Below are 14,496 nucleotides of genomic sequence, written 5' to 3' on the forward strand. Positions count from 1 at the left end.
ACTTGCAAGAAGGTAGAATAATAAAAGTTTCTGGTCCACTAGTAATGGCGGAAAAGATGGAGCAAGCAGCTATTCAAGATATTTGTTACGTCGGAGACCTGGGCGTCATCGGCGAAATTATCGAGATGCGAGGCGATGTCGCTTCTATCCAAGTATACGAAGAAACCGCTGGAATCGGACCAGGTGAACCAGTAAGAACAACCGGAGAAGCTCTTTCGGTAGAATTAGGACCGGGGATCGTTTCTCAAATGTTTGATGGTATCCAACGTCCGTTAGATACTTTTAAGGAACAAACAAATAGTAATTTTTTAAGCCGCGGATTACAGATCGCAGCTTTAGACCATGAAAAAAAATGGTGGTTTGAAGCAACGGCAGAAGAAGGGATGAACGTTTCTGCCGGTGATATCGTCGGAACGGTGAAAGAAACGAAATTGATCACTCACAAAATCATGGTGCCAAATGGTATTTCAGGGACTTTGAAGAAAATTTCAGCGGGTGAATTTACGATCGATGAAACAGTTTATGTGATTGAAACACAGAACGGCCCGCAAGAATTCACGATGATGCAAAAATGGCCAGTCCGTAAGGGGCGTCCGGTGTCTGAAAAATTAAATCCAGAAGCACCAATGATTACTGGTCAACGTGTAATTGATACCTTTTTTCCAGTCGTAAAAGGTGGGGCGGCAGCTGTGCCAGGACCTTTTGGGGCAGGGAAAACCGTTGTTCAGCATCAGATTGCTAAATGGGCTGATGTGGACATCGTTGTCTATGTTGGCTGTGGTGAACGTGGAAATGAAATGACCGATGTATTGAATGAGTTCCCAGAATTAATCGACCCGACAACCGGGGAGTCTTTGATGGAACGGACGATTTTAATTGCGAATACGTCAAATATGCCGGTAGCGGCACGTGAAGCTTCGATTTATACAGGGATTACGATTGCCGAATATTTCCGCGACATGGGTTACAACATCGCGATTATGGCGGACTCGACTTCGCGTTGGGCGGAAGCGTTGCGGGAAATGAGTGGTCGTCTGGAAGAAATGCCTGGGGATGAAGGCTATCCGGCTTATCTAGGAAGTCGTCTGGCTGAATATTATGAACGAGCAGGTCGAGTAATCGCTCTTGGAAGTGATCAACGGGAAGGCTCAATCACGGCAATCAGTGCGGTATCACCATCCGGTGGGGATACCTCAGAACCAGTTACACAAAATACGTTGCGAGTGGTAAAAGTTTTCTGGGGTTTAAGTGCGACTTTGGCGCAACAACGCCACTTTCCTTCGATTGATTGGTTGCAAAGTTATTCCTTATACTCTTCTGAAGTAGGCAAGTATTTAGACAATGACTTACAAGCGAATTGGTCTCAAATGGTCGGTGAAGGTATGCGGATGCTACAAAAGGAATCTGAATTAAATGAAATCGTTCGTTTAGTCGGGATTGATTCGCTTTCTGAACGTGATCGTTTAACCTTAGAAGTCACAAAATCATTACGAGAAGACTATTTGCAGCAAAATGCTTTTGATGATACGGATACTTTTTCATCAAGAGAGAAACAATTTAAAATGTTGAATAATATTTTGACCTTCAATAAGGAAGGCCAGCGGGCATTAGAATTAGGAACGTACTTGAAAGAAATTATCGACGGAACCGTTACTTTACGCGATCGGATCGCACGAAGTAAATACGTTCCAGAAACAGAATTAGAAAAATTAGATACGATCAATGCCGATATCGTGAAAGAAGTCCAAGCGATCATCGCTGAAGGGGGAATGACCAATGATTAAGGAATATCGTACGATCAATGAAGTGGTCGGCCCTTTGATGGCAATTGATAAAGTCGAAGGCATCAAATATGAAGAACTTTTAGAAATTCGTTTAAGTAATGGCGAGCTGCGTCGTGGACAAGTTCTGGAAATTCATGAAGATAAAGCGCTGGTCCAAATTTTTGAAGGAACGAGCGGAATCAATTTGAAAGAATCCACTGCGCGCTTTTTGGGACATCCGTTAGAGCTAGGTGTTTCGGAAGATATGGTCGGCCGGGTTTTTGACGGCTTGGGTCGCCCTAAAGATGGTGGACCGGAAATTTTAGCTGAAAAAAATGTCGACATCAACGGAGAAGTAATCAATCCGGTTTCCCGGGATTATCCGGATGAATTTATTCAAACCGGTATCTCAGCAATTGACCACTTAAATACCTTAGTGCGTGGTCAAAAGTTGCCAGTATTCTCAGGTTTCGGTCTTCCCCATAAGGAGTTGGCTGCACAAATCGCCAGACAAGCCACAGTACTGAACACCGAAGATGATTTTGCGGTGGTCTTTGCCGGAATTGGGATTACCTTTGAAGAAGCGGAATTTTTCATGGAAGATTTCCGTCAAACAGGGGCAATTGATCGCTCAGTGGTCTTTATGAATCTAGCAAATGATCCCGCCATTGAGCGGATCGCGACACCTCGAATGGCCTTGACAGCGGCGGAGTATTTGGCTTATGAAAAAGGCATGCACGTTTTAGTTATCATGACGGATATGACCAACTATTGTGAGGCTTTACGAGAAATTTCAGCCGCTCGTCGGGAAGTACCAGGACGTCGTGGTTACCCGGGGTATTTATATACCAACTTGGCAACCTTGTATGAACGTGCCGGCAGAATTCGCGGCTTGAAGGGATCAGTTACTCAGATTCCCATCTTGACGATGCCTGAAGATGATAAAACCCATCCAATCCCCGATTTGACCGGGTATATCACCGAAGGACAAATCATTTTGTCTCGTGAGTTAGATAAGAACGGAATTCAACCACCAATCGATGTGCTGCCTTCGCTTTCTCGTTTGAAGGATAAAGGTACCGGTGAAGGGAAGACGCGTAAAGATCATGCACCGACGATGAATCAGTTGTTTGCGGCCTATGCACAAGGAAAGCAAGCCAAGGAATTGGCTGTCGTGCTTGGGGATTCCGCTTTATCGGATGTTGATAAGATCTACGCGAAGTTTGCGGAAAGATTTGAAGAAGAATATGTCAACCAAGGTTTCTATGAAAATCGATCTATCGAAGAAACGTTAGACCTTGGCTGGGAGCTTTTGGCGATGCTGCCGCGGACAGAACTAAAACGGATTAAGGACGATATGCTGGACGAATATTTGACAGAAGGAGCCTGATCCTATGGTAAAATTAAATGTGAATCCGACACGGATGGAATTGACACGTTTAAAAAAACAATTGACGACTGCCAGCCGTGGACACAAGCTTCTGAAAGATAAGCAGGATGAATTGATGCGCCGCTTCATTTTATTGGTTCGAAAGACCAATGAGATGCGAGGGGAAGTCGAGGAAGAGCTGCAGCAGGCGATGAAGAATTTTTCGGTAGCCGATGCGCTATTGAATGATAAGTACATCGAAGAGCTGTTGGCTGTCCCGAAAGAACGTGTAACCCTTGATGTGATCGAAAAGGACGTTATGAGTGTGAAGGTCCCTGTGATGAATTTTCAACACGACAGTGATCTAGCCGATGGTCCGTTAGAATATGGTTTCTTGAATTCGAATGACGAGCTAGATCAAAGTATCAAACGATTCACAAAAGTTTTGCCAAAGCTTTTGGAATTGACTGAGATTGAAAAAACCTGTCAATTGATGGCGAAAGAAATCGAAAAAACACGTCGGCGAGTAAACGCGTTGGAGTATATGACGATTCCTCAGTTGGAAGAAACAATCTACTTTATCCAGATGAAGTTGGAAGAAAACGAACGTGCGGAAGTTACACGTATGATTAAAGTGAAAAATATGGGTACTACTTGAGAAAGTAGTACCTTTTTTTGAAGGTAGGAGCTATGAGTAAAGAAAAACGTTGGCCGTTTAAAATTTATCCGATTCAGTTTATTGCATTAGGCTTTGCTGCAATCATTTTGTTGGGAGGTCTGCTTTTGACATTGCCGGTCTTTTCTCAGTCTGGCAAAGCAACCCCCTTTATCGATGCGCTGTTTACAGCCACTTCGGCCACCTGTGTGACAGGACTTACAACGTTAACGACTAGTGAGCACTGGAATATGGGGGGGCAGCTGATCATAATGATCTTAATTGAGATCGGCGGCTTGGGCTTCATGATGACGCCAATTATTTTCTTCGCAATTTTAAGAAAAAAAGTCGGCTTGATGACCCGGATTATTTTGCAGGAATCCTTGAATTTAGATAGCTTGTCTGGTGTGATGAAGTTGATGTATTATATTTTACGTTTTGCAATCGGCTTCCAATTAGCAGGGGCTATTTTATTGGCGATTGATTTTGTCCCAACCTATGGGACAGCTAAAGGGATCTGGTATGCGATCTTTCATTCGATCTCGGCTTTTTGTAATGCGGGCTTTGATTTATTTGGCGATAGTTTGATTGGTTTTCAAGAAAATCCCTATGTTTTGTTTGTGATTTCAGGCTTGATTATTTCCGGCGGCTTGGGCTTTATGGTTTGGCAGGATTTAATGAATTATCATAAAACTAAAAAATTGTCGTTACACAGTAAGCTGGCATTGACGGTTTCGTTAAGCTTACTAGTGGTCGGAACAATCGTCTTTTATATCTCAGAATCTGGCGGACGTTTCATCGTTGATGACAGTCAGCCTCTTAGTCGCTTTGCGAATATGTTTTTCATGTCTGTGACGGCCAGAACGGCAGGCTATTTTTCGGTAGATTATGGAAACGTCAGTCAGGCGGGGATTCTTTTTACTATTGTGCTGATGTATATTGGGGGCTCACCGGGATCAACTGCTGGGGGATTGAAAACGACGACTTTTGGCGTTCTGCTTGTCCGAACGATTTCAATGCTGAAGGGGAGAGAGCACGCGGAGGTCTTTCGTCGGACGGTTCGCCCATCGGTGGTCTCTAAAGCGTTGACGTTGTTTTTCATTACTTTGAGTCTTTGTATTGCTGTGACGATGGTGATGTCTATAACTGAAATCCTTCCTCGTTTCCGAGGGATCGAATATGTATTGTTTGAGACTTTCTCAGCTTTCGGAACAGTCGGTTTAACGATGGGGCTGACCCCTACTTTAAGTGTAGTAGGAAAGCTATTGATTATTTCCTTAATGTATATCGGCAGAGTAGGTATTCTAACGGTGGGCTTTGCCTTGACGATGCGTTTAATGAAATCAAGAGGGGGAAATTACAAGCTCCCAGAAGAAAATGTAATGATTGGCTAATAAGGATAGAGATCGTATAAGAAATTACTGCTGAAACGCTATTTATTCGTAAAAACCCCCTGTGACAAGATTCTTGTCACAGGGGGTTTTTGTTTGCAATATTCAACTTAACGGATGACTTCGACTTTATACCCATCTGGATCAGTAATGAAATAATAAGAAGGCTCAGTTCCCGGTAAACCTTTCATGTCGGTTACATTGAAGCCTTTTGCTTTTTGTTCTTCGTGAAGTTTTTGAATATCTTCTGAAGCGATCGCGATGTGACCGTAGCCGTCGCCTAAATCATAAGCTGCGTGATCATAATTGTAGGTTAATTCTAATTCATAATCATCTCCAGGCAAAGTCAAGTAAACAAGGGTGAATTTTGACTCTGGGAAATCACGGCGCCGTGACTCTTCAAAGCCGAAAGCCTCTTGATAAAATTTTAACGACGCATCTAGATCTTTTACGCGAACGCAGGTGTGTGCCATCTTCATAAATAAACATCCTTTCCTATCTGATAGATTCATCATACCATAATTGAATTGTTTTCTCGGATTTACGGATCTTAGTTGTTTATGAGTTTTTTTTAATGTACACTAGCTTATAAATAGAGTTTGTAGGAGGGTACCAATGATCCCAGTATTTGGTCTGAAGGAAGCCGAAAAAAATTATCAAGCACGTTATGCTGCTTATGCGATTTTAATGAATGATAAAAAGGAAATTGCGCTAGTCCAAGCGCCAAATGGTGCCTATTTTTTACCTGGCGGAGAGATTGAAGGCAATGAAACAAAAGAAGAAGCGATTGATCGAGAGATGCTAGAGGAATTAGGCTTTGAGGTGGTATTAGCTGATTATTTAGGGCAAGCGGATGAGTATTTCTATTCCCGTCATCGAGGAACGTATTTTTATAATCCCGGTTACTTTTATGGAACCAAAAGCTGGAAGCAAGTTTCGGAACCTTTAGAGGCTGGAAATGGCAGCAGTTGGGAAGCGCCGGAAAAAGCAATCGAGTTATTAAAACGTGGCAGCCATAAGTGGGCCGTGGAAGAATGGCTAAAGAAAAAAACTTTCTGATGTGAACAGAAAGTTTTTTTCTTTGGGCTGTAATCAATTTATCAAAGCGCCATTATGAATATGACTGGCGAAGGCTTGATAATAATCATCAAACAAATCAGAGTTTTGCGCGTTCTGCTGGGTCATTTCTTTTGGATAATAAAAACGCACATCGCCTTGTCCTTGCCCAGTCAAAGCAGAAACCAACTGACTCGCTTTTGACAATTCAATTAGCGATCCGTCCTTTTGCATCAATTCAATTTGAGTCCGATGGCTGCCTTTTTCTGGACGATACAAATCATAAGGCAGATCGTAACTAGAATTGATCGCAGTGTAATAGCGGGGGTTGAAGCCGGCTTTTTCAACTAAGGATTTCATTTCAAGCAATAATGGATTTTCGCTGGAGTCAACAGTGATAGATTTCAATGGCTTGCGGTTTAAGAAACGGTAAGCCAAATCACTTAAGATCACGTCTTGCTCATCGATCCATTGGGCAAAATAGGTGTTTAATACGCCATCATCTAATTTCAAGTAATCTTCCAAAGAAAAGTCTTCTTTAAGAAAAGGAATTAAAAATTGCGAATGAAACGCAAAAATTTCGGCGTCCTCTTGAAATAATTCATGAGCACGATCCAGTAAATGTTCCAATAACACCTCCATTGCTCGGGAAACAGGGTGGAAATAAACTTGGACGTACATTTGATAGCGGCTGACGATATAATCTTCTACCGCATGCATGCCATTCATGGAAAAAGCAATCCCACCTTCATAAGGGCGGATCACTCGTAAGATCCGGGTCAAGTCGAAGGTGCCGTATTCCGTGCCTGTATAATAAGCATCCCGCAATAAATAATCCATTCGATCGGCGTCGATTTGACTTGAGATCATTTGAACGACTTGGGGATTGGGGTAAGTCTTAGTAATCACACTAGCTACTTTTTCTGGGAAGCCTTCTTCCACATTGTTCAAAATTTGAAAGACTTCTGTTTCAGGGGATGTAATGATGGCGACTGTTAACGCCTCATGATCCGTATGAAAAATATGTTCAAAGGTATGAGAATAAGGCCCGTGACCGACGTCGTGTAAAAGCGCCGCGCACAAAGCGACTAAGCGATGATCTTCATCCCAACCGTCTTTACCGAATTTTTCTTTTGAATAATTGCGTTTGAAAATATCGCAAATCCTGCGGGTGATCTCATAAACACCTAGTGAGTGAGAAAAGCGGCTGTGCTCAGCGCCGTGAAAGGTATAAGAAGTCGTGCCTAGTTGCTTAATCCGGCGCAAGCGCTGAACTTCTTTTGAATTGATCAAATCTAAAATCACTTGATGTTGAACGTGAATATAGTTATGCACAGGATCACGAAAAACTTTTTCCATTGGTAGCAGTTGATATTTATAAGTCATGAAGTACCTCCTGAATAGTGGTGTTGCGTTGCCGCATATTTTCGATGCGGCGTTGATACTCTTCCATTTGGAAAAATTTTGGTAGAAAAGCGGATTGATCTTGATGAGGCATAGCATGAAGCAGTTCTTTTTTGACCGATGCTAAAGAAACATCAAAGGGTGCTGTTTCTGCCAGTGTGGTCATGCTGCTGGGATCAACGGAGGGATAATCAATCCCAAATTGATCTTGTAAGCCACTTTGATAAAAGGAGCGGACGATTTCGCCCCGTAAATTTTGGTCACCGTCAACGCTTAGATACATCATAATCGCCACACCGTCTTTAATCCGACGTTGAGCGATCCCGGCGATTTTTTTTCCTTTGATAGAAAGATCAAATTTTCCGGGACAATAGGAATCAGCGACCTCACCAACCGTTAGGCCTAGGCTGCCGAATGGAGTATGCTGAAACCAATCCACCATCGCTTGATAGCCGTCATCGATTGAACCTGCAATGGTTTCTTTTGGCAGGATCAATGAAATGTTTAGAATACCAGTATCATTAATGACGCCTAAGCCACCGGAATTACGCAGTACTAAGCGATAATCTTGTTGGTGAACGGTTTTTAACGCGTCGTTAAGGTGGGGAACACGGCTATCCTTCATACCTAAGATCAAGGTTTTTGGTAATTGCCAAAAGTGGATGACAGGCTGCTGCTGTTCGCCGCTGAATTCCGTTAGTACATCGGTCAACGCGAATGGATTAAACAGCTCGCTCTCCGAAAGCATTCCTTGGTCAAACAGTAAAGCCTCTTTCATAAAATCTTCCTCTCGTTTCATCGTTTCTTTTCCTATTATAAACAAAAACACGCGAAGCATGTAATGAAGTCGCTTAAAAAGCAGAAGTAGTTGACAAAAGTGACAAAACCGACAAAAATAAATGTTGGAAGGATTTTAATCCGACTTAAGTAACAGATAATTATAATTTTAAATTCATTTATCAGATCGAAAATGAATTCACCGACAATGAAGAAAGGGTGGAAGCTCTGTGAATATCAAAGAAGGCATTCCCGCAAATATCAAAGTCCAAACAAAGGTGATGCAAAATAACGAAACAGAAGATTTTGTATTTGATCTTCCCGGTCAAGTCGTCAAAATGGGCGACACCTTATACATTCGTTACAAGGAAATCCAGCCAGATGGTCAAGAAATTCCGGTGACAGTCAAAGTGACACCAGATTCGCAAGTCCAATTGATTCGCTCCGGCGATGCTAGAATGCGGATGCGCTTTGCCTATCGGGAAAAAATGGAAACGAGTTATAAAACACCTTATGGCATGTTTATGATCACAACCTACGCGCAAAATCTCCATGTCAGCCTAAAGGATCGGCCTTTTTCTGGCATTATTACGATCGATTATTCCTTATATATGAAGGAAGAAAAAGTCGGCGACTATCACATGGTATTAGAATTTACTACCTAAGTATAAGAAAGGTTTGCTTTTTAGCTTTTGTTTTTGTATGATAAGGAGTAGACTTTGAAAGGACGTGTCATACTTGGAACTTAGTATTTTTGATGGTTTGAACAAAGATGAATTGTCAATGATTGAAGTGGCGCACGCAATTCTGGAAGATCGTGGAGAAGTAATGGATTTTTCTGATCTAGTCAATCAAATCCAAAACTATCTTGGCAAATCAGACAGTGAGATTCGTGATGCATTAGCTCAATTTTATACCGATTTGAATATTGATGGAAGTTTTATTTCTCTTGGTGATAATCGCTGGGGATTACGTTCATGGTACGCAATCGACTCGATCGATGAAGAAGTGAACCATGGCTTAGAAGATGAAGAAGAAGACAAACCGCGTCGTAAGAAACGTAAGAAAGTCAACGCCTTTATCAATGATGATGAAGATGCTATCGACTACAACGACGATGATCCTGAAGATACCGATCTGTTAGCAGACGATGATGAGGATGAAATCGACGATGACGATGATGACGACGATGATGAAATCGCAGCATACAACTCTGATTTACAAGAAATCGGAGCGGATGCAAACGAGGATGACGAAGAAGTTGTCCCTGGCGGAATCGAAGATGATCTAAGCGTGATTGATGATGACGACGATGATTTTGATGACGATGAGGATGAAGAAGAGTAGATCAATATGATCTACTCTTTTTTTGTTTTCCATCACATGAGTTAGCATAACAGTGGGAGTCGCATCTGTAATGAAGTTTCAATTTTTTTAAACTTAAAAGTAGATCCTTTATAGCAACTAGTTTTTAATAGCTAGCTGATAGATCGAAAAGACTTTTTTCGATAACATGACCCAGCCTGATCATTTTCAAGCGTTTAATTTTGTTCTTTTGAAAAAAACACGTTAGTATAATTTTAGAAAGAATAATTGAAGGGTGGTTACTATGGAAAAAGTACCTGAAATAAAAATCAAATTAACCGATGTCACAGAACGTTTAGATGAAGGATATCTGCTTCTTTCGAAACTTCGCGAAGAGGCTGGGGCACCGGTGGTAAAAGCGCGCCTATTGAATAAGGAAGTTATTGCCGTCTACGGGAAAGATGCGGCCAAAAAGTTTTATGATCCACGTAATTTTAAACGGGAAGGGGCAATGCCAAAACTTGTATTGAAAACATTATTTGGCGAGGATGGTGTACAAACATTAGATGGCAAATCCCATGAGAAACGCAAAACGATTTTTATGGACTTGATGACGCCAAAACGCATGGAGGATTATCATCGCATTTTGGATCGAACATTAACCAAACGAATGGATCAAGAACATGGCGAGTTTCAGTTATTCGATGTAGCCAAAGATGTTCTGTTCCGCTCAATTTGTGAATGGTCTGGAATTGATTTGACTCAGATGAGTCAAACAGAAATCGATCATTTGGCGGAATATCAAATTTCGATGATTAGCTCGGCAGTAACCAATCCGAAAACTCACGTCAAGGGAATCGAGAATCGCAAGAAATCTGAAAAATGGGCGCAGTCATTGATTGAAGAAGCGCGCACACATCCTGTTGCAGGCAAAGAAGAGGTCGCGTTGTATGCTTTCGCTTCGGCTACCGACGACGAAGGTGAATTGTTGCCAATCGATGTAGCGGCAGTCGAGTTGTTGAATGTGATTCGGCCAACGGTGGCTTTAACAGTGTGGATTGCATTAATGGGGCACGCGCTCTTTAGCCGCCCAGATATTTATCAACGTCTGCATGCGGAATTTGATCAACTGCAAGATTCCTTTATCCAAGAAATGCGCCGCTATTATCCTTTCTTTCCGATGCTGCCGGCCTTTGCTGTTCAAGACGTCGAAATCGATGGCTACTTGATTCCTAAAGACAGCTGGGTGGTCTTAGATCTCTATGGGACGAACCACGATGAGCGCACGATTGAAACACCAGAAGTATTTCGAATCTCCCGCTATTTAGGCAAAGAAAAGCATATCTCTTACGATGAAGAGTACGAAATGATTGCCCAAGGCGGCGGAAAATTCGAAGCGATGCATCGCTGTGCGGGTGAATGGATCACACTGCATGCATTACGAGTCTTTTCCGACCAACTAGTGAATAAATACCAGTTTACAGTCCCAGAGCAAGATTGGGAGATCCCACTGAATCAGTTTCCGACATTCCCAAAAAGCAAAGCAGTTTTAGTGAAAAAATAATTATTAAAAAAATACTTTTCACCATCTAAGTAATTGTTGATGGTGAAAAGTATTTTTGTTGGTTAAAGTAGAAAAAACAATAGACGATCAAATATTTTATTTGAGTTTAAAATTTTTAAAACCGAAAAGATAAGCAAGATTTATTAAGTCATTTTTACGAAAGGCTTCTTTTTGAGTGATATTTGTAATCGGGAAATAAACTAGAGCTTTACGAAATAAGAGTAATTCGGAAAAATGAAATATTATTTAACTAATTTCTCAAGGAAAGGATAACTCCGATCAGTTTAATGGTCTTTTCCAAGGTTTGATCTAGAAAAAATTCGACAGATAATGGCATGAAAATTGCTTTATTTTATTTAGGAAATAAAGCAGTTAGAGAAAGAGGATGAATATATTGCAAGAGCTGCTGAAGTGGTTAAAAAATCATTCTTTAAAATGGAAAACGCTTACTACGACGATTTTGTTGATTCTTTTGGTAATGATGTTCATCTTGATTTTTTTATACAACGACAGCAATCGTGCGTTACTGGATCAAGGAAAAATCATTCTTCAAAATGAGGCTGAAAAGAGTCGAGTGGATGCGGATTATAAACTGAATAGTGTCGAAGACCTAGGTTTTCGGATGATCCAAGACGAACAATTTGGAAGTTTTCTTTCTCGTTATTCCGCCGAAGAAAATTTTAGTCAAAATCCTAATACTGATTTTCAGATTACTATGGTTGCAGAAATTCGTGGCAGAATAGCTGAAAATAGCAGCATTGGATCGGTGGAAGTTTTTCTTGAACATGATCACTTTATAATTTCTAAGGAACATTATATACATAAAGAAAAAGTGGAAAAAGTACTTCCAAAATATCAATGGTTAAAAAAACAGAATCAATTATGTTTAATAATTCCTTTTAACATCTTTTTGGAAAAAAATGATAAGAGTGGTTGGTTGAAGGTTAATATTGATCCCCAAACGATTTTTCATATAACAAATGATCAGCCCGAAGGTAACCGAATCAGAGTTTTGGATAATAAAGATAGTTTACTTTATGAAAACATGCCTGATGCGGCGGCACCTAGTAAATTACCGAAGAGCTGCAGTGAAAGTATCATAGATCAAAATCTGATTGTCTGCACTGAGAAATTGAGTAACGGGTGGAAAGTTCTAAATTTTGTCAGTACGAAACAGTACGAATTAAAATTCATTAATGTTTTGCGACGACTATTACCAATCATGTTCGCTATTTTGCTGTTGGGGTCCTTATTTACATATCTAATTTCCTTATGGTTGGTAAATCCAATTGTGAAGCTCAGCAAGCATATAAAAGCTCAGAATAGACTAGAGCTACCGCAAAAAGCTTCAGTGTACAGCAATGATGAGGTTGGCGACTTAGCTAAAAGCTACAATCAACTGGTTGAAGATATGGATGAACTTTTTACGAAAAAGCAATTGGAAGAAAAAGGGCGGCACGAGGCGGAAATAAGTGCTTTTCAATCACAAATACAACCACACTTTCTATACAACACCCTCGCTATCATTCGTTGGTCTGCAAAAAAGCGCGATACCCCACAAGTCCTTAAATTAGTGACTGACTTGTCTCGTTATTATCGACTGGTTTTAGCAAAAGGAAAGAATTTCGCTTCATTGAAGGATGAGTTGGATCTTGTTTACTACTATTTAGAGATTCAAAAGGTTCGTTTTAGTGATCAATTGGAGGCAGAAATTGTTATTGATCCGGAGATCGAAAGTGAGAACTATTATGTATTGCATCGAATATTACAACCATTGGTAGAAAATTCTTTAGAACATGGAATCTTTCCTCAGGGAAAAGGAAAGATTTACGTAAAGGTGAATCAAGATGAAACGTACTTATATCTTTCTGTAATAGATGACGGTATCGGAGCCTCTCCCGAAATTGTGTCGGAAATTAATCAAGGGAGTTTTGAACCTAGAGAAGAAAGTGGATTTTCTTTAGTGTGTATCATTCAAACACTAAAATCCTATTATCAAGATCAGGTGAAAGTGACGTTTGAATCCATTCAAGGAGAAGGAACCATAATTGAGATACGATTAAAGAAAAGAATAATAAAAAGATGATGGGTTAAAATAATATTTCAATAACGATAGTGCATCGTTGGATTTTAATAAATACCATTGCATTTTGAATGAATCGTTGATTTTTATAAAAAATAACGCTTTCTAAAAAGGTAAGATTAATCCATCGGAAACGGTTACAAAGTTTCTTTGAATTAGTAAGGAGGAGTTAAAGATGGAAGCTTCTGTCACAAATACCAAGGTGAAGAAAAAAAGAAAGTTTCTGACGACGGGGAATAAACTACTATTTATTGTGCTACCGTTTATGCTTTTTGTATTTGTTTTTGCCTATTTACCGATTGCTGGATGGTACATCGCATTTGTTGATTACTCACCGGGGGCATCCATCATGGATATGCCATTTGTAGGTCTAAAGTGGTTCAAGATGCTGATTTCTTCACAAGAGCAAATAAATATTGTTATACGTGTAATAAAAAATACTTTAGGGATGAGTTTTTTAGGCTTAGCCACAAGTTGTTTGCCTATGTTTTTTGCCATCTTACTTTATGAACTTCGCAGTAGCAAAGTACGTCGAGTGGTTCAAACGCTAACTACAGCACCCCATTTCGTTTCATGGGTGCTCGTTTACTCATTAGTCTTCGCGTTTTTGTCAGTTGACAATGGTGTTGTGAATAATCTGTTAGTTGATTTTGATTTTATCAGTCAACCGATTAATTTTTTGTTGGACTCAGATCATATGTGGATCAAAATGTCTATGCTGGGATTATGGAAGGGTATCGGTTGGAGCGCTATTATGTATCTGGCAGCTATCAATGGTATCGATCAGGAGCTTTATGAAGCTGCTAGTATTGATGGAGCCAGCCGGTTCAAAAAGGTACTGCATATTACGATTCCCGGTCTCTTACCAACGTTTTTTGTTTTACTGATGATGAGTGTCGCCAATATGATCAATACTGGTATGGAACAATACTTTATCTTTTCAAATGCAATGAATAAAACTAGTTTGGAGGTATTAGATTTGTATACTTACAACATCGGTCTTGGAAATGGGAACTTCTCTTTAGCGACAGTTGTCAGTATTTTGAAAAGCTTTGTTAGTTTGATTCTGTTCTTTTCAGTTAATAAATTTTCAAAAGTCGTTCGCGGCGAATCGATCTTCTAAGGAGTG

The 14,496-nt window shown here is 40.4% G+C and carries 13 protein-coding genes; 10 read left to right on the forward strand and 3 right to left on the reverse strand.

Translation table 11 applies throughout. The annotated features are described in order from the left end of the window. Positions 1-2 precede the first annotated feature (2 nt). Genes RV00_RS02770 through RV00_RS02785 form a run of 4 tightly spaced genes read left to right on the forward strand, consistent with a single transcriptional unit; the run spans position 3 to position 5,181 of the window. Positions 3-1,784, forward strand: coding sequence for a V-type ATP synthase subunit A (locus RV00_RS02770; protein ID WP_071861085.1), 1,782 nt, complete (start codon positions 3-5; stop codon positions 1,782-1,784). After that, positions 1,777-3,153, forward strand: a complete 1,377-nt coding sequence (locus RV00_RS02775) for a V-type ATP synthase subunit B (RefSeq protein WP_071861086.1) — start codon at positions 1,777-1,779, stop codon at positions 3,151-3,153. The genes RV00_RS02770 and RV00_RS02775 overlap by 8 nt, the downstream gene beginning before the upstream one ends. Before the next feature lie 4 nt (positions 3,154-3,157). Then, complete coding sequence (locus tag RV00_RS02780) at positions 3,158-3,790, forward strand: V-type ATP synthase subunit D (RefSeq protein WP_071861087.1); 633 nt, start codon at positions 3,158-3,160, stop codon at positions 3,788-3,790. Between the two features lie 32 nt (positions 3,791-3,822). Then, on the forward strand, positions 3,823-5,181 hold the full coding sequence (locus RV00_RS02785; RefSeq protein WP_071861088.1) for a TrkH family potassium uptake protein: 1,359 nt from the start codon (positions 3,823-3,825) through the stop codon (positions 5,179-5,181). Positions 5,182-5,288: 107 nt separating this feature from the next. Here RV00_RS02785 and gloA read toward each other — a convergent pair whose 3' ends face one another. After that, positions 5,289-5,657: a lactoylglutathione lyase gene (gene gloA / locus RV00_RS02790; RefSeq protein ID WP_071861089.1), complete on the reverse strand. Its 369-nt coding sequence runs from the start codon at positions 5,655-5,657 to the stop codon at positions 5,289-5,291. A 136-nt stretch (positions 5,658-5,793) separates the two neighbouring features. Here gloA and RV00_RS02795 point away from each other — a divergent pair, with 136 nt between their 5' ends. After that, complete coding sequence (locus RV00_RS02795) at positions 5,794-6,237, forward strand: NUDIX hydrolase (RefSeq protein WP_071861090.1); 444 nt, start codon at positions 5,794-5,796, stop codon at positions 6,235-6,237. 33 nt (positions 6,238-6,270) lie between these two features. Here RV00_RS02795 and RV00_RS02800 read toward each other — a convergent pair whose 3' ends face one another. Both RV00_RS02800 and RV00_RS02805 read right to left on the reverse strand, forming a co-directional pair. Then, positions 6,271-7,620 carry an HD domain-containing protein gene (locus tag RV00_RS02800; protein WP_071861091.1) on the reverse strand — a complete coding sequence of 450 codons (1,350 nt, stop codon included), beginning with the start codon at positions 7,618-7,620 and terminating at the stop codon, positions 6,271-6,273. Continuing rightward, positions 7,610-8,416, reverse strand: coding sequence for a lipoate--protein ligase family protein (locus RV00_RS02805; RefSeq protein ID WP_071861444.1), 807 nt, complete (start codon positions 8,414-8,416; stop codon positions 7,610-7,612). The genes RV00_RS02800 and RV00_RS02805 overlap by 11 nt, the downstream gene beginning before the upstream one ends. Positions 8,417-8,645: 229 nt before the next feature. On the opposite strand from RV00_RS02805, the gene RV00_RS02810 reads away from it, so the two are divergent. The 5 genes from RV00_RS02810 (at position 8,646) to RV00_RS02830 (ending at position 14,490) form a co-directional block, all read left to right on the forward strand. Then, positions 8,646-9,080 carry a YwiB family protein gene (locus RV00_RS02810; RefSeq protein ID WP_071861092.1) on the forward strand — a complete coding sequence of 145 codons (435 nt, stop codon included), beginning with the start codon at positions 8,646-8,648 and terminating at the stop codon, positions 9,078-9,080. Positions 9,081-9,153: 73 nt separating this feature from the next. After that, positions 9,154-9,762: a DNA-directed RNA polymerase subunit delta gene (gene rpoE, locus RV00_RS02815; protein WP_071861093.1), complete on the forward strand. Its 609-nt coding sequence runs from the start codon at positions 9,154-9,156 to the stop codon at positions 9,760-9,762. Positions 9,763-10,024: 262 nt separating this feature from the next. Continuing rightward, a complete protein-coding gene (locus RV00_RS02820; protein ID WP_071861094.1) occupies positions 10,025-11,284 on the forward strand; it encodes a cytochrome P450 in 1,260 nt (419 codons plus the stop codon). A 385-nt stretch (positions 11,285-11,669) separates the two neighbouring features. After that, the gene (locus RV00_RS02825) at positions 11,670-13,370 is read left to right on the forward strand and encodes a sensor histidine kinase (protein ID WP_084133213.1); all 1,701 of its coding nucleotides are present in this window, start codon (positions 11,670-11,672) and stop codon (positions 13,368-13,370) included. A 172-nt stretch (positions 13,371-13,542) separates the two neighbouring features. Next, the gene (locus RV00_RS02830) at positions 13,543-14,490 is read left to right on the forward strand and encodes an ABC transporter permease (protein WP_071861096.1); all 948 of its coding nucleotides are present in this window, start codon (positions 13,543-13,545) and stop codon (positions 14,488-14,490) included. Positions 14,491-14,496 lie beyond the last annotated feature (6 nt).

It is taken from the genome of Enterococcus devriesei, from assembly GCF_001885905.1.
Taxonomy (GTDB): domain Bacteria; phylum Bacillota; class Bacilli; order Lactobacillales; family Enterococcaceae; genus Enterococcus_A; species Enterococcus_A devriesei.

Excerpts from the sequence above, each read along its gene's own strand:
- RV00_RS02775 (WP_071861086.1), top strand. The coding sequence starts at position 1,777 with ATGATTAAGGAATATCGTACGATCAATGAAGTGGTCGGCCCTTTGATG.
- RV00_RS02780 (WP_071861087.1), top strand. The coding sequence starts at position 3,158 with ATGGTAAAATTAAATGTGAATCCGACACGGATGGAATTGACACGTTTA.
- RV00_RS02785 (WP_071861088.1), top strand. The coding sequence starts at position 3,823 with ATGAGTAAAGAAAAACGTTGGCCGTTTAAAATTTATCCGATTCAGTTT.
- gloA (WP_071861089.1), bottom strand. The coding sequence starts at position 5,657 with ATGAAGATGGCACACACCTGCGTTCGCGTAAAAGATCTAGATGCGTCG.
- RV00_RS02795 (WP_071861090.1), top strand. The coding sequence starts at position 5,794 with ATGATCCCAGTATTTGGTCTGAAGGAAGCCGAAAAAAATTATCAAGCA.
- RV00_RS02800 (WP_071861091.1), bottom strand. The coding sequence starts at position 7,620 with ATGACTTATAAATATCAACTGCTACCAATGGAAAAAGTTTTTCGTGAT.
- RV00_RS02805 (WP_071861444.1), bottom strand. The coding sequence starts at position 8,416 with ATGAAAGAGGCTTTACTGTTTGACCAAGGAATGCTTTCGGAGAGCGAG.
- RV00_RS02820 (WP_071861094.1), top strand. The coding sequence starts at position 10,025 with ATGGAAAAAGTACCTGAAATAAAAATCAAATTAACCGATGTCACAGAA.
- RV00_RS02825 (WP_084133213.1), top strand. The coding sequence starts at position 11,670 with ATGAATATATTGCAAGAGCTGCTGAAGTGGTTAAAAAATCATTCTTTA.
- RV00_RS02830 (WP_071861096.1), top strand. The coding sequence starts at position 13,543 with ATGGAAGCTTCTGTCACAAATACCAAGGTGAAGAAAAAAAGAAAGTTT.